This is a genomic window from Mesorhizobium captivum (assembly GCF_033977165.1).
GTDB classification, from domain to species: domain Bacteria; phylum Pseudomonadota; class Alphaproteobacteria; order Rhizobiales; family Rhizobiaceae; genus Mesorhizobium; species Mesorhizobium captivum.
In genome coordinates, this window is the sequence record NZ_JAVIJB010000023.1 from 96622 (window position 1) to 113546 (window position 16925).

Sequence of the window (16925 nt, forward strand, 5' to 3'; positions counted from 1 at the left end):
GCCTGCAATGACCGACATTTTCTCCCATGCGGACGAGAAAACTTGGACGCCGACGCCGGACGGCAACCGTCGACGCGTGCTGGTGCACACGGACGAACTGATGATGGTCGAGTTCGCCTTCGACAAGGGCGGCGTCGGCGCGCTGCATTCGCATCCGCATGTGCAGGCAAGCTATGTCGCCGAGGGCCGCTTCGAGGTTACCATCGACGGCCGGTCGGAGATCCTGGAAGCGGGAAGCAGCTTCATCGTGCCGTCCAATCTCGTGCACGGCGTCAAGGCGCTGGAAGCGGGGCGGCTGGTCGACAGTTTTGCGCCTTACCGGGCAGACTTCCTCGCCTGAGAAGGCCGCTTCGCCAAAGGAAAACCCGCGCCTTCAGGGCGCGGGTTTGTTGCCTGGGGCGCCCGTGGCGCCGCCGCGGTACTCAAACATTGCCGCAGGACGACTAAGGTGCTGCAATATGGTGAAGATAGGTTTAACGCGGCCCGGCAAATGACAGCAGCGGCTGTTTAAAGCGCGTCGCGATCCTTCGGATTCCACAGTACACGACTCATAGGTTTTTGATGCGTTTTGGGAATTCGTTTTGCCACGCGCGGATGGCGTTTTGGGGTGCGAATGTGATCCATGCCCTGAGCGCGTCGAGGCCGGTGCGGAACCACGACTTCTCACGTCGGCCATGGATCTTTCGCTTGATTGCCTTCATGCCCATGATTTGGGTAGCACATCGATAGGCCCAGGTGACGGCGATGGCCAGAATGGCGGTCAGCGTGTCGATCTTGTCTGGGGCCGTCATCCTGGTGTCTTCCATGTTGAAGCCGCGTGTCTTGGCATCGGCGAACAGGCATTCGACGGCCCAACGGTTCTTATAGGCGCTGATTGCCGCCTTGGCGTCGGGGCTGTTGGTCATGACGATCAGCCATTCGCCTTGCTGGCCTTTTCTGCCGTCGATCCATTTGGCGGCAAAGGACAAAGTGTCGGAGGCGCCCGGCAGGCAAGCCTGGAAGGTGGTGATGGCACGGCTCTTGCGGCGCCTGCGCAGCAGGGTTTCGATTGTCCAGAGCCACCCATCGGCCAGGGCAACGCACTGGCCCTGCTTGACGCGAATGGCGAATGGGACCTTGTTTTCCATAAGGAATTTGATCCAATCGGCGCCAATGAACTCGCGGTCGGCGAGCAGCAGCTCGATCGAGGCCGCGCCGAACAGGCTCAGATACCGTCGCATCAGTTCGATGCGCTGGCCGGTGTTGCTGTTGCCCTGGTGGTCGATCACCGTCCACAGCAGCGGCACGCGGAAGCGCCGTGTCACGATGGCCAGCATGAGAATGTTGATATCCTTGCAGCCGACCTTCCAGTTGGTGCGGTCGAGTGCCAGGCATTTGGGCCGCGACAGGTTCAGCATTCGCACGACGAGCTGCGCGACAACCGCCTGATCCAGCCGGATCGACTGGAAAAAACGCTGCAGGCGACGGTAATTCGACCCGTGCTGCGCCGCTCCCGGGAAGTGGCTCGCAACATGGCTCAGATTGACCGTGCGGCCCTGAACCAGCGCCACGATCAGGACGGCCAGCGTTTCCAGGCGCGAATTGCGCAGCGCAAAATGACGTTTTAGGGTCTCGATGAGGGCGGCGTGAACCGTGCTTGGCATGGCAGGATCCTTTTGGCGAAGAATCCTCTATTCAATCACTTCAAGCCGTCCTCACCCTTGCGTCGTGTACTGTGCTTCGGATTCGCTCCATGCGCTTTAAACTCTTGATTTTGAGCATGTCTTTGTCCCGAAACCGGTCCCACTTTCGGGAGACATGCTTTAGCGCTGCTGCAGCGCCAGTCGCAGGCCGAGCGCGCAATAGATGCCGCCAACCACCTTGCCCTGCCATTTCAACACGGCCGGGTTGCGGCGCAGGAAGGAGCCCAGACCTCCGGCGGAGACGGCGAAGACCACCGTGCTGAAGAGACCGAGAAGGACAAAGACGGCGCCAAGGATCGTCAGCTGAAGCACGACCGATCCGTTTTCAGGCCGCACGAACTGCGGCAAGAAAGCGAGGAAGAACAACGCCGTCTTCGGGTTCAACACTTCGGTCAATATGGCTTGGCGGAACGCCTTGCCCGCCGGTATGGGCAAGGCGCTGCCGGCGAGATCGGCCGGCGCCTTCTCGAGGATGGCGCGGATGCCGAGATAAACGAGATAGGCCGCGCCGAGATATTTGATGATGCCGAACAGCATCGCGGAAGCGGCGATGATGGCCGAGATGCCGAAGATCGCCATCACGGTGTGGACGACGTCGCCCGCCGCGACGCCGGCGCCTGTGGCGATACCGACCTTGGTGCCCGAGCTCGTCGCCCGCGCCACGGTGAGCAACGTGGCAGGCCCCGGGATGAAGACGAAGCCGAGCACGATCGCGACATAGGTCGTCAATGTGGCCAGGTCGATCATTGCCGGTTCCTCCGCTGCAGGCCGGGACAGGAAGCCACCCTTTGCGCGCAAAGGCAATGCGCTATCGATGCGCCCGCAAAACGACGGGCGGCACCGGTTCGGATAGCATTTGGGCGATCTTCTCCTTAAGAAGGTTGCCTCAGCCGAATCCGGGAATCACACTCAATGTGGACATCGACGGCAGGTCTCTTTGCCGAGGGACGCGATCCGAAACGGAGTGTGCTGAAGGACGTTTTCGGCTTCGACGATTTTCGCCCCGGCCAGGCCGACGTGATGGAAGCGCTGCTCTGCGGACGCCACGTGCTGGCGGTCATGCCGACGGGCGCCGGCAAGTCGCTCTGCTACCAGGTTCCGGCGCTGGTCCTTGGCGGGCTCACCATCGTCGTCTCGCCGCTGGTGGCGCTGATGCAGGACCAGGTCGCGGCGCTGCGGTTCGCCGGCGTCGCCGCCGACACGATCAACTCCTCGCTCGACCGCGATGCCAATGTCGCGGCATGGCGCCGCGTCGCGTCGGGCCAGACTCGTCTGCTCTATCTCGCGCCGGAGCGGCTGATGACCGAGCGGATGCTCGACGCGCTCGCCAGGCTCGACATCCGCCTGATCGCCGTCGACGAGGCGCATTGCATCTCGCAATGGGGGCCGGCCTTCCGGCGCGAATATGAGGACCTTGCGCGGCTGCGCGACATCTTTGCGAACGTGCCGATCATCGCGTTGACGGCGACCGCGGACGAGACGACGCGCACCGACATCTCGGCGCGGCTGTTTGCCGATCGCGTCGACACGCTGGTGCTGGGCTTCGACAGGCCGAACATCAGCCTTGCCATCGAGCCGAAGCAGGACAGCAAGCGCCAGCTGCTGCGCTTCGTCGAGCGCCATCAGGGCCGCAGCGGCATCGTCTACTGCCTGTCGCGCCGCAAGACGGAGGAGATGGCGGCCTTCCTCGGGCAAAACGGCGTCACCGCGCTCGCCTATCATGCCGGCATGAGCAAGGACGCACGTGAAGCGAATCAAAACGCCTTCATGACCTTGTCCGGCGTCGTCATGGTGGCGACGATCGCCTTCGGCATGGGCATCGACAAGCCGGACGTCGCCTATGTCTTCCACACCGACCTGCCGGCGAGCCTCGAGGCCTATTACCAGGAAATCGGCCGCGCCGGCCGCGATGGCCGGCCGGCCGAGGCGCATATGCTGTACGGTTTCGGCGATATCCGCACACGCCGCATGTTCATCGACGACGAGGACGCCTCGCCGGAGCACAAAAGGCGCTCGCACGGCCGGCTGGACACCTTGATCGGCTATTGCGAGACAGCACAGTGCCGCCGCCAGGTGCTGCTCGGCTATTTCGGCGAAAGCGCCTCGCCCTGCGGCAATTGCGACAACTGCCTCGGCCAGTCGCCGCGCGCGGACGGCAGCACGGAGGCGCGCATCATCCTTTCGGCCATCGCGCAAACCGGCGAACGGTTCGGCGCCGCCCATGTCATCGACGTGCTTCTCGGCCACGAGACCGAGAAGGTGCTGGCCAGAGGCCATCAAAACCTTGCCAGCTTCGGCACCGGCGCAGCGCACAAGAGGCCTGCCTGGCTGTCGCTGATCCGCCAACTCGTGGCGGGTGGGTTCCTGATGCCGGACCCGGACGGCTATGGCGGCCTTGCCATTTCCGAAAGCGGCCGCGCGCTCGGCCGCGGCGAGACTGCATTTGAGTACCGCGTCGAGACGCGGCACCGTTCCCTGCGCAACAAGGCGCGTTCGGCCCAGGGCGCCGCCGCGGCGGGCACGGACAATCTGGACGCCGCGCTGCTTGCCGCGCTCAAGGCGCTGCGGCTGCGCCTGGCGAAAGAACGCCAGGTGCCGGCCTATGTCGTTTTCTCAGACCGCACGCTCATCGACATGGCCGAGCGCCGCCCGCGCGACCTCGATGCCTTCGCGCAAGTGAACGGCGTCGGCGCTGCCAAGCTGAGCGAGTTCGGCGAGATTTTCTTGAGCGCGATCGCGGCGCATCAGGCGGGCGCCTAGAGCAAATTCCAGGAAAAGTGTAGCAGTTTTCCGTCCGGAATTGCGTAAAAACAAAAAGCTAGAGCGGTTCTGTGTTTCTGTCAAAAACTGAATCGCTCTAGTGCCATTCGATCCGCGACGGAGGAGGTGCTGCCCCCGCACCTGAGCGCGTTGCCGTCAACAAGGGAGCACTTGCTCTCCCTGCCGGCGGCATCGTTCAGCGTCGTCGTCGCGCGGCAGTTCAGGCCGCCATGGGCAGCGCCTCGATGCCGTGGCGCTGCATGGCGGCGCCAATCCGGGCAAAGTCGGGCTGCGCCTGCGGCTCGACGGTGCCGATATCGCGGAAGAATGCGATCATGGACGGCTCGACGAGCACCAGCATCCGCACCGGGCGGCCGCTGTCGTTGGAGTAATTGTGCGGCGCCCTCGGGCCGATGCGCACCGAAGTGCCGGGACCCGCGACGGTGACTTCGGGCGGGCCGCCCGCGCCAAAGTGACGGACGGTGAGCGCGCCTTCCAGCACATAGAACAACTCGGGCGAAGCGTGGCTGTGCGGCGGAGTGCCGGAACCTGGCGGGACCTCGACTTCGATGAGTTCAAGGCTGGAATCGGCGATGCCGCCGAGCAGGCGAATGCGGTCGGCGACGACCCAGAGCGTCTGGGCGGCCTCGGGAGTGGTGATTTTGAAGTTCATGGCTTGTCTCTTTGGTTTGTAACTTCCGCCGGTGAATGACCCGGGGTGACCGCGGACAGGATCACCTCGAGTGCCCAGGAGGCGGTCTCGCCGGCCTGGGCGCCGGTGAGACCGCCATAGTCCTTCAAGATCTCCCATGCGGAGGCCGAGAAGAGCAGGTGAGCCAGCGCCTCGACCTTCTCGGCTTCGGCGGGCTGAAGAGAGGAAATGGCAGGAGCCAGCGCGCGGCTGAAATTGGCGCGGCGACCCGTCACGGTGCCCATGCGCATCTCACGACCAGTCCGCGAATGGAGCGATGAGCGGATCGCTGCGTCGTGCATATCGAACCGCGGGAAGGCCTGCCGGGGACCGTCGATGATGTCCTTGGGAGTCCTCGGGGTCGTAGAGGCTCCTATCCGAGCATTCAGCCAGGGCCAGAAGGCAGCCAGCAGGTCGTCCTTGGTGGCGAAGTGACGGAACACGGTCCGCCTTTGCACCCCGGCCTTCTGGGCGATCGCCTCCATGCTGATCTCGTCCGCGGCGGTGGCTGAATCCATGAGCTCAAACAGGGCACGAAGGATTTCCTCATGCGTTTCACGCGCTTTCTCTTCGCGCATGGGGCTGTTGTAGGTGCGGACTTGCGACACGCGGTTGCTCCCAATTTGATGACACTATCTGTGTCATGAAAATCGAGGCCCGTCAATTGGCGTCACCACGGGTGTCATCAATCGAAATTGAGGGACGCCGGTTCTGCCGCCGCGCGACCTTGGTGCGTTCGCGTCGGCGACGCCAAGCTCAGGGAGTTGGCAAGATATTGTTGAGCGCGATAGCGGCGCACGCCGAGGCCTTCCTGAAGCCCAGGTTCCTGTCCGAGATCCGGCCAACCCAATGGAACTACACGGTGGATATCCGCGGTGTGTGGGCGGCAGGCCGATACCGGTTCATACAGCGCTATCGTCGAGGACGAAATCGGGCGACGCAATCCCGCCGGATATGACAAGGCAGCAGCCCTTCTTTCCGATCTCCTGGCGCTCGCAGAAAAACAGGACAGTGTCGAGGAATTCCGCCTCCGGCTTCAATCGATCCGTGAGCGCCATGCCGGCAAGGGCCGTTTCATCGAACGTCTAGCGACGCTGGGATAGGTTCGCGAGGGCCACCCTCCATTCAATAATGCGCGTAGCCGCTCAACGGGCATCTCTGGGACGCGGGGACCTCAAAGGTGCCGTCAATGCCGCTGCAGGTGCGGAACCCGGACTTCCGTCCCGTCGCCTTCGATTTCGGCGCTGGTCTTGGATTGGCTGCTTCGCGTTGCCGGTCGCGTCTGGGCTTTGCGCGGACAACCGGCTGCGGTTTCTGTATCTTTTGCGGGGTCGCGCTTTCCTGCTTCTTTGCTTCCGCCTCCGATGCTCGCTGGGCGCGATAGCTTTTCACCGCGTCGTCCGTGTCGAGTTTCAGGCGCCCATATTGCTTCGAAGTCAGAAAGGTGGTCGGGGCCAATTGGTTCTCTTCCTGCCACCGGCCGATGGCGCGACGCGTCTTGATCCCGAAGTCGCCGTCGGCCCCGTCCAGCTCGTAACCGATCGCCAGCAGCCTTTCCTGCAGATCGATCTTTTCCCGACGATCAAGCCCGATCGCGCTTTCCGTCAGCTCGGTCCCGACATCGGTTTCCGGGTTGGCGGCCGCCGCCGGAGGTTCCGCCGCCGTGGCCGACCGCGACGCGGCGCTCTCGGTGTCGGCGGCGACGGGCGGTGTATTGCCGACGACGACCGGCGGCTTCTTGAACTGATCGATGTTGAGGCGGGCGAGATCCGCGAACGCTCCCTTGGGAAATTGCTGCAGATAGGCTTCGTAGTGCGCGAGCGTGTTGCGCTTCGAGGCTTCGTCCCATACACGCTGCTCGATTTCCCATCCGCGCGCGTCCGCGCCCGTGGGCTCGGCCGGCGTCTCCGCGGCGGATGGCTGCGGAGCCGGGGCGGCCGGCGGCGGGGCCTGCGGACCGATGAAGACCTCGCGACCGAGCGAGGCATTGTGCCAGGGCCGCTGGCGCCCGTCGGTTTCGGCCGTCACTTCACCGCGGACCCGGGTCAGCGCGCTCTGGATCTCCACGCCCGGCTCGGCGAGATGCCTGGCCAACGACATCGTATAGGGGCTGTTGGCGCCATTGCCGTCGTAGGACACGGCTCCGGGATCGGTCGCAAAGGCGATCAGCACGCCGCCGCTGCCGACGTCCGACCCGCTGACATCGATGGGCGCCAGGCCCGGCGCGGTGGTCGAGCGGCTCTTCGGCAACGAGGCCGCCAGGGTCCTCGCCAGCGGATTGTCGCGGCAGGCATCGAGAATGACGATGCCGACGGCCGGGTCCGGCGGAAGGGCCGCAAGCAGCTCCTCGATCTGGATGGTGCGGGTCTTGAGATGCGCCGGAGCCGTAAGCTCGGCGTCGATGGGGATCAGGTAATTCTTGCCGTTCACCTGCATGCCATGGCCGGCGTAGTAGATCAGCGCCGTGTCGGCGTCATACGAGGCCTCGGTGAACTTGTTCAGCCGATCCCGCATTCCGGCATAGTCGAGATCGACGCCTTCGATGACGTTGAACCCGGCCTTGCGCAGCACATCGGCCATCAGGCGCGCATCGCCTGCCGGATTGGGAAGGGCCGGCGCGTAGACATACTTGCTGTTGCCGATGACCAGCGCGACCCGATTGTTGCCGGCGGCAAGGGCGCTCGCCTGCAGCAGATCGGCTACGGCCAGGAAAAACAAACCAACAATGGCGGCCCAGAACCTCATCGCGCGCACTTTCAGTTGCGGCTTTGCCTGCTCGTTCCAGTCGCAATTTCACGTGGGGAAAGTCCCTTCCATGAAATTCATAACACATTAGCGCCGTCGAATACGCTTCGCAGCGCGCCATAGGAAAAATTCCTGGAAGGCAGCGAACTCTGCAAATGAAGGCCGGCACGGCAGGCCAGCTGCCGTTCCAGACGCCACGGCTGGTCGCGGTCCCTGTGGAAACATTCCCTATTGCAATCCGCGAAAGAAGAGGGTTCGATCGAGTGTACGGGGAGACAAAATAAAGTGAACAGGGGTATGGTACGGCTTATTCCAAAGCCGAAGGTCTCAATATTTATCTGTGGTTGTGGCCATACCGGCTCGACCTTGCTTGCCCGGATATTGGCCGCCCATCCCGATGTCTTCAGCGTTCCGCGCGAGACAAGCGCTTTTGTCTCGAGCAAAGGCGCCAGATGGACCAAGTTAAGCTTGCTTTTGCTGGAGGCGGCCATCTCGCGCCGGAGCGTTTGGGTCGAAAAAACCCCCGGCCATATCCACCATACCCGTCAGATACTCGAGACGATCCCGGGCGCCCGTTTCATCGTCGTCACGCGCGATGGCCGGGATGTCGTGACATCGCTCGGGCGGCGTTACGAGGGCGATTTCGACCGAGCTTTCCAACGGTGGGTTGCCGACAGCAAGGCCTCGATGCTCTGTGTCGAGAGGGGCGGGGGCATGCTGTGGCGCTACGAGGACTTTATCGAATCGCCAGCGCTTTCCATCGAACGGCTATGCCGCTTCATGGGCGTGGCTTTCGATCCGGCCATCCTGAACTATCACCAGCAACCCGTCGTCTGGGGAAGGGAAAGGAAAGTTCGCACGCCGCATTCCGCCCGCCGCTTGACGCAGGTCAACCAGCCGATCACCGACTACAGGGGCGGCTGGAGATCGAAGCTGCCCGCGGACGTCGCCTCGCGTTTCGAGGCGGGTGAAGCCCAGGAGCTGATGGCCTATTTCGGATATTGCTGAGAGCGGGTCATCGAGGCCGCTCGGCCCTCCTTCGCCGAGGCTTCGGAGGGCATCCTGCTTCGCGCTGAGAAGAATTCGCCGGACTTGTCCTGCGAAGCGCGCAGCGCGAAGCAGGATGGCGGAGAGGGAGGGATTCGAACCCCCGATACCCTTGCGAGTATGCCGCATTTCGAGTGCGGTGCATTCGACCACTCTGCCACCTCTCCGCGAGGTCATGGTCGGCCGTTGCCGGCGCGGCGCACTAGATAACGGCTGACCGCCACAGTTACAAGGCCCTATTCGACCGATTTCCCGCTTCTGCGAAAAGCGACCGCGGCGCGACGGACTGAGCTTTGCCGGCAATGTCGCCCAGGGTATCTCAGGTATGATCGGCTTGCCTTGACTTCCGCGCAACCTTCGGTTAGGGACAGCCCGCATTCGGCGTGGGGGCTTCTCCGCGCCGCTTGTTTTTTGAACCCGCAGACTGACAAAAAGACGGCCGGACCGCCTGAGGCGGTTCATCAAGGCCGACCGAACAGCGAAAGGCAAAAAATGTTCGCAGTCATCAAAACGGGCGGCAAGCAGTATCGCGTCGCCGCCAACGATCTGCTCAAGATCGAAAAACTCGAAGCCAATGTCGGCGATATCGTCGAAATCGGCCAGGTGCTCGCGCATGGCGAGGGCGAGAACGTTACCTTCGGCGCGCCGTTCGTCGATGGCGCTTTGGTCACGGCGGAAGTCGTCGAGCAGGGCAAGAACCGCACCGTCATCGCTTTCAAGAAGCGCCGCCGCCAGAATTCGCGCCGCAAGATCGGCCACCGCCAGCTTCTGACCACCGTGCGGATCTCCGAGATCCTGCTGGGTGGCGCCAAGCCGTCGAAGAAGGCTGCCGCGAAGCCGAAAGCCAAGGCCGAGGCCAAGGCGCCCGAAGCCAAGGCGGAAGCCGCCGCCGAGGCGAAGGCCGAAGCCGCTCCGAAGGAGGCCAAGGCCAAGAAGGAAGCCAAGGCAGAGGCCGCTCCGAGCGAAGAGGCCAAGGCCGCGCCGCTGTTCAAGGCGCCGAAGGGCGAGCCGGATGACCTCACCGTGATCAAGGGCATCGGCCCGGTCGCGGCGAAGGACCTCGCCGAGCAGGGCATCGTCACCTTCGCGCAACTCGCCAAGCTCACCGACAAGGATGTCGCCAAGATCGACGAGCACATGCCGTTCAGCGCCGACCAGATCAAGGACTGGCGCGAGCAGGCCAAGGAGCTGGCGAAGAAGTAAGACGATACCGGCGATAATCGTCGCCGGCACGACTTGAAACGGAACGCGAACGCGTTCATAAGACCATTCAAGCGCCCCCTGGGCGCATCGGAGTTAGTTAGATGGCACACAAGAAAGCTGGCGGTTCGTCGCGCAACGGTCGCGACTCGCACTCCAAGCGGCTCGGCGTGAAGAAGTTCGGCGGCGAAGCCGTGATCGCCGGCAACATCATCATCCGTCAACGCGGCACGCAATGGCATCCGGGCACCAACGTTGGCATGGGCACGGACCACACCCTCTTTGCGCTCGAAGCCGGCGCAGTCGCCTTCAACAAAAAAGCCAACGGCCGAACCTACGTGTCGGTAAACCCGATTACCAAAGCAGCGGAGTAGCCGGTTCCGCACCATAACACCGGCGCCCATCTCGGGAACCGGTGTCTGGCCAGGCCAGGAAAAGGATCAGGAGAGATGGGCTTCCATCTCTCCTTTTTTATTTTTCTTATGCCCTGGAGGACTAAAATGGTTGCCGAAGCGGAAGACACCGACGACGAAAGTTACGCGATCGATTGCCCGGTGCTCGCCACCGAGCGTCTGGTCATGCGCGCCCCGCGCGAGAGCGATCTCGAGCAACTGGTGGCTCTGGCCGACAACCGTCACGTCGCCGAAATGCTGGCCCGCATGCCGCATCCTTACGGCGAAGCCGAGGCCCGCGCCTTCCTCGCCATGGCCTCATCGCGCCGCGCCGGCATCGTCTATGCGCTGACGCTCGCCGGCACCGGCACCTTCGTCGGCTGCGCGGGGCTCAACACCACCGATCGCGGGCTGGAGCTGGGCTACTGGATCGGCGAACCTTACTGGAAGCGCGGCTATGCGACGGAAGCCGCGCATGCGCTGGTCGACCTTGCCTTCCAGAAGACCTCGATCCAGGTGCTGCATGCCTCGACCAGGGTCATCAATCCGGCCTCGCGCCGCGTCATCCACAAGTGCGGCTTCCAGTATGCCGGCCAGGGCATGCTGAACTCGATCGTCGCCGGCCAGGTGCCGGTCGAGCGCTACCGGCTGGACAGGAAGACGTGGGCGAGCCTGCGGAACTGGGTGCATTTTTGATGATTGCTTCAGAAGGCTGAGCAAGCGCCCCCTCACCCGGATTGCCAACCGAATTGCGGAGAGCAATTCGGGGCAATCCGACCTCTCCCCGAGGGGAGAGGAGTTTGAGGCGCCGGCGCCAGCCTCTTCTTCCCTCGGGGAGAAGGTGGCCGCGAAGGGGCCGGATGCCTCAGGCAAGTTCGGCCCAGACCGGCAGGTGGTCCGATCCACACGCTTGCCGGTCGACCCACAGGCGCTTCAGCGAGCCGGCGAGCGAAGCGCTGGTGAAGACATAGTCGATGCGTTTGTGTCGGTCGGCATCATCGGGGCGCTTGGGGTCGACCCAGGTGAACAGGCCGGAAACGTCGAGGCGCTGGGCGACGTCGACTGCGAGATCGGCGGTCAGCGGCATGCCGAACTCATGGTCCGGACGCCCGGCGAGTTCGACATATTCGGGCGATCCGGGCAGCATGTTGAAGTCGCCCATGACGATAAAGGCCTCCGGGTAGGGCAGGTCCGGCAGACCGATCTCGGGAATGCCGGAAAGGCCCCCGCCTTCCAGCGCATAGTTCAAGAGGCGCTGGCGCAGGAAACGGATCTGGCCCTGGCGCTCGACGGGACTGCGGTGGTCGAGATGGGTGGAATAGAAGCGGATGAAACCGAGCGGCGTCTCGATCAGCGCCTCGAGCGCGCCGCGCTGGAAGTTCATCCTTTCCAGACTGCGGCTGCGCGGCAGAAGGAGATTGCGCGACAGATGAATGGGCGTCTTCGACAGCACCATGTTGCCGAGCTGGAAGGTCCTGGTGACGGCGCGGCCGGCATCCAGGCGCGAGCCGATGTTGACCTCGAAATTGCTGCCATAGGCGGCAAAATAGTCAGGCAGCGCCTCGCCGATCTCGGCCACCATGTCGTGGTCGCCGTTGCGCGGATTGTTGCGGGTCACCTCCTGCAAGGCGATGACATCGGCGCCGCGCACGGCGTCGGTAATGCGGCCGACATCGTACTGGCCGTCGAGGCCGATGCCGTACTGGATGTTGTAGGTGACGAGCTTCATTCCGGTACTCCAACACCAACGCAGAACCGCGAGAACCGGAAACGATCGTCGCGCGGGATCATTCGCAATCGGCCAATGCCGGCGTGTTTCCCGCGTGCGCAAAAGCGTGTGCCAGCGCTTTCGTCACAAAACAGCCTCGCCCTAAGCTCCGCCTTGGTTTAAGGCGTGTTGACATTCAGGTGATGCCGGCCTGCAAATGCCGGTTTCCTGCGCTTCCGGTGCTCACGTACTTAAGTACGCTCCACTCCGGTTCTCGGAACCCGCCATTTTCGGCTCGGCCTGACCTGAATCTCAACACGCCTTAGGGCAGTCGCGCAAGACCATCAGAAGAAACCTGAAATCCGATGAAATTCCTCGACCAGGCCAAAGTTTACATCCGTTCCGGCGACGGCGGCGCCGGATCGGTGTCGTTCCGACGCGAGAAGTTCATCGAATTCGGCGGGCCGGACGGCGGCGATGGCGGCCGCGGCGGCGATGTCTGGGCGGAAGCGGTCGACGGGCTGAACACGCTGATCGACTACCGCTATCAGCAGCATTTCAAGGCCAAGACCGGCATGCACGGCATGGGCCGCAACATGACCGGCGGCAAGGGCGCCGACATCACGCTGAAAGTGCCGGCCGGCACCCAGGTCTTTGCCGAGGACAATGAGACGCTGATCTGCGATTTGACCGTTGTCGGCCAGCGCTTCCTGCTCGCCAAGGGCGGCAATGGCGGCTTCGGCAACCAGCATTTCAAGACCTCGACCAACCAGGCGCCGCGCCGCGCCAATCCCGGACTGCCTGGCGAGGAGCTGAGCATCTGGCTCAGGCTCAAGCTGATCGCCGACGCCGGTCTTGTCGGCATGCCCAATGCAGGCAAGTCTACCTTCCTTGCCGCCGTCACCGCGGCGAAGCCGAAGATCGCCGATTATCCGTTCACCACGCTCCATCCGGGCCTCGGCGTCGCCCGCATCGACGGTCGCGAATTCGTGCTGGCCGATATTCCCGGCCTGATCGAAGGCGCGCATGAGGGTGTCGGCATCGGCGACCGCTTTCTCGGCCATGTCGAGCGCACGCGCGTGCTGCTTCACCTGGTCTCGGCGCAGGAAGAGAATCCGGGCAAGGCCTACAAGACCGTTCGCGCCGAGCTCGATGCCTATGGCAACGGGCTGACCGAGAAGACCGAGATCGTCGCGCTTTCCCAAGTCGACATCCTCGACGCGGAGGCCCGCAAGAAGAAGGCGGCGTCTCTGAAGCGCGCCGCCGGCCGCGCGCCGCTGCTGTTGTCGGCGGTCACCGGCGAAGGCGTCGAGACTGTGCTGCGCGCGCTGATGGCGGTGGTGGCCGAGGCGCGCGACGCCGTTCCTGCTCCCGTCGACACGCGCTGGCAGCAAAACACATGAAATCGCTGAAATCATACCGGCGCATCACCGTGAAGATCGGTTCGGCGCTGCTGGTCGATCGCGCGAGCGGGCTGAAGCGCGACTGGTTGACCTCTTTGGCCGACGACATCGCGGTGCTGGCCAATACCGGCGCGGAAGTGCTCGTCGTCTCCTCAGGCGCCATTGCGCTCGGTCGCACCATTCTCGGCCTGGGAAAGAGGGCGCTGAAGCTCGAGGAGAGCCAGGCCGCCGCCGCCGCCGGCCAGATTGCGCTCGCCGGCGCCTGGTCGGACGCGCTCGGCAAGGACGGGCTGAAATCGGGCCAGATTCTTTTGACCCTGGGTGACACCGAAGAGCGCCGCCGCTACCTCAATGCGCGCGCCACGATCTCGACGCTGCTCAAGATGAAGGCGGTGCCGGTCATCAACGAGAACGACACCGTGGCGACGTCGGAAATCCGCTACGGCGACAATGACCGGCTGGCGGCGCGGGTGGCGACGATGATGGGTGCCGATCTGCTGGTGCTGCTTTCCGACATTGACGGTCTCTACACGGCGCCGCCGGCCAAGGATCCGCAGGCGAAGTTCATTCCGGTGGTCGATCGCATCACCCCGGACATCGAGGCGATGGCAGGGGCGGCCGCATCCGAATTGTCGCGCGGCGGCATGCGGACAAAGCTCGACGCCGGCAAGATCGCCAACGCCGCCGGCACCGCCATGATCATCACCTCCGGCACCAGGCTTTCGCCGCTGATGGCGATCGAGCGCGGCGAGCGCGCCACCTTCTTCAAGCCCAGCGCCAACCCGGTGAAGGGTTATAAGACCTGGATCGCGGGGCAGCTCGAGCCGGCCGGGCGGCTGACCGTCGACGCCGGCGCCGTCGGCGCGCTGAAGTCGGGGAAGTCGCTGCTGCCGGCCGGCGTCAAGCTGGTCAGCGGCAATTTCTCGCGCGGCGACACGGTGGCGATCCTGTCGCCCGAGGGTCGCGAGATCGCGCGCGGCCTGGTTGCCTATGATGCCGCCGATGCCGTAAGGATCGCGGGCTTGAAGACGGCCGAGATCGAAAATGTGCTCGGCTACGAGGTGCGCTCGGCAATGATCCATCGCGACGACCTTGTGGTAAACCTTGCCGGCGACCACGTATTGGCCGAAGAGTGAGCGGAGGATGAAACATGCTGAAGCTGCACGAAAAATCCGGGGAAGATACGATAGCGCTGATGGCCGATATCGGCCGCCGCGCCCGCGCCGCTGCCCGACCGTTGGCCGTCGCCGCGACCGCGGCCAAGAATGACGCTTTGGCCGCCATGGCCGACGCCATCCTGCGCAACGAGCGGGCGATCCTCGACGCCAACGCCATCGACATTTCGAACGGTTCCGAGGCGGGGCTTTCGGCGTCCTTCATGGACCGGCTGAAGCTGACGCCGTCGCGCATCAAGGCGATGGCCGACGGCATACGCGAGATCGCCGCGCTCGAGGATCCGGTCGGCGACGTCATTGCCGAATGGGATCGCCCGAACGGCCTTCATATCGAGCGCGTGCGCACGCCGCTCGGCGTCGTCGGCGTCATCTATGAAAGCCGGCCGAACGTGACGGCCGATGCCGGCGCGCTTTGCCTGAAAGCGGGAAATCCGGTGATCCTGCGCGGCGGCTCGGATTCGATCAATTCGTCGTCGGCGATTCATGCTTGCATGGCCGAGGGATTGAAGGCGGCTGGCCTCCCCGAAGATGCCATCCAGCTGGTGCCGACCACCGACCGCGCCGCCGTCGGCGAGATGCTCAAAGGCTTGAGCGGCAATCTCGACGTCATCATCCCGCGCGGCGGCAAAAGCCTGGTCGAGCGCGTGCAGAACGAGGCGCGGGTGCCGGTCTTCGCCCATCTCGAAGGCATCTGCCACCTCTATGTCGACCGCTCGGCGAAGCTCGACATGGCGGTGAGGATCGCCGTCAACGCCAAGATGCGGCGCACCGGCGTCTGCGGCGCGGCCGAGACGCTGCTGGTCGATCGCGCGGTCGCGTCCACGCATCTGGTGCCGATCCTCGAAGCGCTGCGCGCCGCCGGTTGCGAAGTTCATGCCGACGCCGAAGTGATGAAAGCTTTCTCCGACGCCAGCCCGGCGACCGATGCCGACTGGGTGACGGAATATCTCGACGCCATCATCGCGGTGAAGCTGGTCGACGGCGTCGCCGGCGCGATAGAGCATATCGAGACCTTCTCCTCGCACCATACCGAGGCGATCATCGCCGAGGATCAGCAAGCGGTCGAAAAATTCTTTAACGAGATCGATTCTGCGATCCTGCTGCACAACGCCTCGACGCAGTTCGCGGATGGCGGCGAGTTCGGCATGGGCGCCGAGATCGGCATCGCCACCGGCAAGATGCACGCCCGCGGGCCGGTCGGCGTCGAGCAATTGACCTCGTTCAAATACCGCGTGCGCGGGTCGGGACAGGTGAGGCCTTGAGCACGGGTCTTACCCTCCCCCTTGTGGGGAGGGTGGCGAGCTTTGCGAGCCGGGTGGGGGTACGACGCTGAATTCCACGATACCCCCACCCCGCTCCGCTACGCGGATCGACCCTCCCCACAAGGGGGTGGGTGGGCTGCCCGTCCCCGCCCCCTATCTACGCATGCCCCATGCCGGGAAGGGCCTCGCCGTCGGCCTGTTCGGCGGCTCGTTCAACCCGCCGCATGCCGGCCATGCGCTGGTGGCCGAGATCGCGCTGAGGCGCCTCGCGCTCGATCAGCTCTGGTGGATCGTGACGCCCGGCAATCCGCTGAAGAGCGCCCGCGAGCTGGCGCCGCTCACTGAGCGCATCGTGCGGTCCGAAAAGATCGCCAGGAATCCCAAGATCAAGGTCACCGCCTTTGAGGCTGCGCATCATGTCCGCTACACCGCCGACATGCTGGCGCTGGTCAAGGCGCGCAATCCGGGCGTCGACTTCGTCTGGATCATGGGCGCGGATAGCTTGCGCGATTTCCACCGCTGGCAGCGTTGGCGGGAGATTGTGCTGACCTTCCCGATCGCGGTCATCGACCGCCCGGGCGCCACGCTCTCCTTCCTGTCGTCGGTCGTCGCCAAGACCTTCGACTACGCCCGTGTTGACGAAGGCGACGCGCCGCTGCTTGCCCGCATGCGGGCGCCGGCCTGGACCTTCATCCACGGTCCACGCTCGTCGCTCTCCTCCACCGCGATCCGCAACGCGGCGAAGGGCTAGGCGAGCTCCCCCTTCTCCCCTTGTGGGCTAGTGTGCGCACACATTTGCTTCGGGTTCATATTTGGGAGGCCAGAACGAAGCCGTCTACGATTGCGTTGAAGCGTCTGAG

Annotated in this window: 16 protein-coding genes and 1 tRNA gene; 10 read left to right on the top strand and 7 right to left on the bottom strand. The window is 64.0% G+C overall.

Translation table 11 applies throughout. From position 1 onward, the window contains the following. Positions 1-7 precede the first annotated feature (7 nt). The gene (locus tag RFM40_RS20040) at positions 8-340 is read left to right on the top strand and encodes a cupin domain-containing protein (protein ID WP_320226695.1); all 333 of its coding nucleotides are present in this window, start codon (positions 8-10) and stop codon (positions 338-340) included. Positions 341-548: 208 nt separating this feature from the next. On the opposite strand, the gene RFM40_RS20045 is transcribed toward RFM40_RS20040, so the two are convergent. Together RFM40_RS20045 and RFM40_RS20050 are read right to left on the bottom strand one after the other, a co-directional pair. Then, positions 549-1643, bottom strand: a complete 1095-nt coding sequence (locus RFM40_RS20045) for an IS4 family transposase (protein WP_320278089.1) — start codon at positions 1641-1643, stop codon at positions 549-551. Between the two features lie 159 nt (positions 1644-1802). Then, entirely contained in the window at positions 1803-2429 is a 627-nt protein-coding gene (locus tag RFM40_RS20050; RefSeq protein ID WP_320226694.1) for a LysE family translocator, read from the bottom strand. Positions 2430-2594: 165 nt separating this feature from the next. Between RFM40_RS20050 and recQ the strand changes: the two genes are divergently transcribed. Next, positions 2595-4442: a DNA helicase RecQ gene (gene recQ, locus RFM40_RS20055; RefSeq protein WP_320278090.1), complete on the top strand. Its 1848-nt coding sequence runs from the start codon at positions 2595-2597 to the stop codon at positions 4440-4442. 220 nt (positions 4443-4662) lie between these two features. On the opposite strand, the gene RFM40_RS20060 is transcribed toward recQ, so the two are convergent. The 3 genes from RFM40_RS20060 to RFM40_RS20070 form a co-directional block, all read right to left on the bottom strand. Next, positions 4663-5115: a cupin domain-containing protein gene (locus RFM40_RS20060; RefSeq protein ID WP_320273341.1), complete on the bottom strand. Its 453-nt coding sequence runs from the start codon at positions 5113-5115 to the stop codon at positions 4663-4665. Then, entirely contained in the window at positions 5112-5741 is a 630-nt protein-coding gene (locus RFM40_RS20065) for a TetR/AcrR family transcriptional regulator (RefSeq protein WP_320278091.1), read from the bottom strand. Before RFM40_RS20065 ends, RFM40_RS20060 begins: the two co-directional genes overlap by 4 nt. Before the next feature lie 517 nt (positions 5742-6258). Continuing rightward, complete coding sequence (locus RFM40_RS20070; protein ID WP_320278092.1) at positions 6259-7878, bottom strand: caspase family protein; 1620 nt, start codon at positions 7876-7878, stop codon at positions 6259-6261. A gap of 231 nt (positions 7879-8109) precedes the next feature. Between RFM40_RS20070 and RFM40_RS20075 the strand changes: the two genes are divergently transcribed. Further along, positions 8110-8886, top strand: coding sequence for a sulfotransferase family protein (locus RFM40_RS20075; protein WP_320278093.1), 777 nt, complete (start codon positions 8110-8112; stop codon positions 8884-8886). Positions 8887-9002: 116 nt separating this feature from the next. On the opposite strand, the gene RFM40_RS20080 is transcribed toward RFM40_RS20075, so the two are convergent. Beyond that, positions 9003-9092: transfer RNA gene (locus RFM40_RS20080), tRNA-Ser, on the bottom strand. Positions 9093-9417: 325 nt separating this feature from the next. Here RFM40_RS20080 and RFM40_RS20085 point away from each other — a divergent pair. The 3 genes from RFM40_RS20085 (at position 9418) to RFM40_RS20095 (ending at position 11213) form a co-directional block, all read left to right on the top strand. Further along, positions 9418-10128, top strand: a complete 711-nt coding sequence (locus RFM40_RS20085) for a 50S ribosomal protein L21 (RefSeq protein WP_320278094.1) — start codon at positions 9418-9420, stop codon at positions 10126-10128. 101 nt (positions 10129-10229) lie between these two features. Further along, positions 10230-10499: a 50S ribosomal protein L27 gene (gene rpmA / locus RFM40_RS20090; RefSeq protein WP_126097380.1), complete on the top strand. Its 270-nt coding sequence runs from the start codon at positions 10230-10232 to the stop codon at positions 10497-10499. A gap of 126 nt (positions 10500-10625) precedes the next feature. Beyond that, positions 10626-11213 carry a GNAT family N-acetyltransferase gene (locus RFM40_RS20095; protein WP_320227566.1) on the top strand — a complete coding sequence of 196 codons (588 nt, stop codon included), beginning with the start codon at positions 10626-10628 and terminating at the stop codon, positions 11211-11213. Between the two features lie 169 nt (positions 11214-11382). Here RFM40_RS20095 and RFM40_RS20100 read toward each other — a convergent pair whose 3' ends face one another. After that, positions 11383-12246: an endonuclease/exonuclease/phosphatase family protein gene (locus RFM40_RS20100; protein WP_320278095.1), complete on the bottom strand. Its 864-nt coding sequence runs from the start codon at positions 12244-12246 to the stop codon at positions 11383-11385. 344 nt (positions 12247-12590) lie between these two features. On the opposite strand from RFM40_RS20100, the gene obgE reads away from it, so the two are divergent. From obgE to RFM40_RS20120, 4 genes are all read left to right on the top strand, one after another. Next, entirely contained in the window at positions 12591-13628 is a 1038-nt protein-coding gene (gene obgE / locus RFM40_RS20105) for a GTPase ObgE (protein WP_320278096.1), read from the top strand. Next, positions 13625-14764 carry a glutamate 5-kinase gene (gene proB, locus RFM40_RS20110; RefSeq protein WP_320278097.1) on the top strand — a complete coding sequence of 380 codons (1140 nt, stop codon included), beginning with the start codon at positions 13625-13627 and terminating at the stop codon, positions 14762-14764. Before obgE ends, proB begins: the two co-directional genes overlap by 4 nt. A gap of 14 nt (positions 14765-14778) precedes the next feature. Continuing rightward, positions 14779-16065 (top strand): glutamate-5-semialdehyde dehydrogenase, encoded by a 1287-nt coding sequence (locus RFM40_RS20115; protein ID WP_320278098.1) that lies wholly within the window; start codon positions 14779-14781, stop codon positions 16063-16065. Between the two features lie 163 nt (positions 16066-16228). Beyond that, positions 16229-16816 carry a nicotinate-nucleotide adenylyltransferase gene (locus RFM40_RS20120; protein ID WP_320278099.1) on the top strand — a complete coding sequence of 196 codons (588 nt, stop codon included), beginning with the start codon at positions 16229-16231 and terminating at the stop codon, positions 16814-16816. The last annotated feature ends 109 nt before the right edge of the window (positions 16817-16925 follow it).

What these genes read in the sequence shown, in the direction of transcription:
- RFM40_RS20040 (WP_320226695.1), top strand. Translation starts at nt 8, where the DNA reads ATGACCGACATTTTCTCCCATGCGGACGAGAAAACTTGGACGCCGACG.
- RFM40_RS20045 (WP_320278089.1), bottom strand. Translation starts at nt 1,643, where the DNA reads ATGCCAAGCACGGTTCACGCCGCCCTCATCGAGACCCTAAAACGTCAT.
- RFM40_RS20050 (WP_320226694.1), bottom strand. Translation starts at nt 2,429, where the DNA reads ATGATCGACCTGGCCACATTGACGACCTATGTCGCGATCGTGCTCGGC.
- recQ (WP_320278090.1), top strand. Translation starts at nt 2,595, where the DNA reads ATGTGGACATCGACGGCAGGTCTCTTTGCCGAGGGACGCGATCCGAAA.
- RFM40_RS20060 (WP_320273341.1), bottom strand. Translation starts at nt 5,115, where the DNA reads ATGAACTTCAAAATCACCACTCCCGAGGCCGCCCAGACGCTCTGGGTC.
- RFM40_RS20070 (WP_320278092.1), bottom strand. Translation starts at nt 7,878, where the DNA reads ATGAGGTTCTGGGCCGCCATTGTTGGTTTGTTTTTCCTGGCCGTAGCC.
- RFM40_RS20085 (WP_320278094.1), top strand. Translation starts at nt 9,418, where the DNA reads ATGTTCGCAGTCATCAAAACGGGCGGCAAGCAGTATCGCGTCGCCGCC.
- rpmA (WP_126097380.1), top strand. Translation starts at nt 10,230, where the DNA reads ATGGCACACAAGAAAGCTGGCGGTTCGTCGCGCAACGGTCGCGACTCG.
- RFM40_RS20095 (WP_320227566.1), top strand. Translation starts at nt 10,626, where the DNA reads ATGGTTGCCGAAGCGGAAGACACCGACGACGAAAGTTACGCGATCGAT.
- RFM40_RS20100 (WP_320278095.1), bottom strand. Translation starts at nt 12,246, where the DNA reads ATGAAGCTCGTCACCTACAACATCCAGTACGGCATCGGCCTCGACGGC.
- obgE (WP_320278096.1), top strand. Translation starts at nt 12,591, where the DNA reads ATGAAATTCCTCGACCAGGCCAAAGTTTACATCCGTTCCGGCGACGGC.
- proB (WP_320278097.1), top strand. Translation starts at nt 13,625, where the DNA reads ATGAAATCGCTGAAATCATACCGGCGCATCACCGTGAAGATCGGTTCG.
- RFM40_RS20115 (WP_320278098.1), top strand. Translation starts at nt 14,779, where the DNA reads ATGCTGAAGCTGCACGAAAAATCCGGGGAAGATACGATAGCGCTGATG.
- RFM40_RS20120 (WP_320278099.1), top strand. Translation starts at nt 16,229, where the DNA reads ATGCCCCATGCCGGGAAGGGCCTCGCCGTCGGCCTGTTCGGCGGCTCG.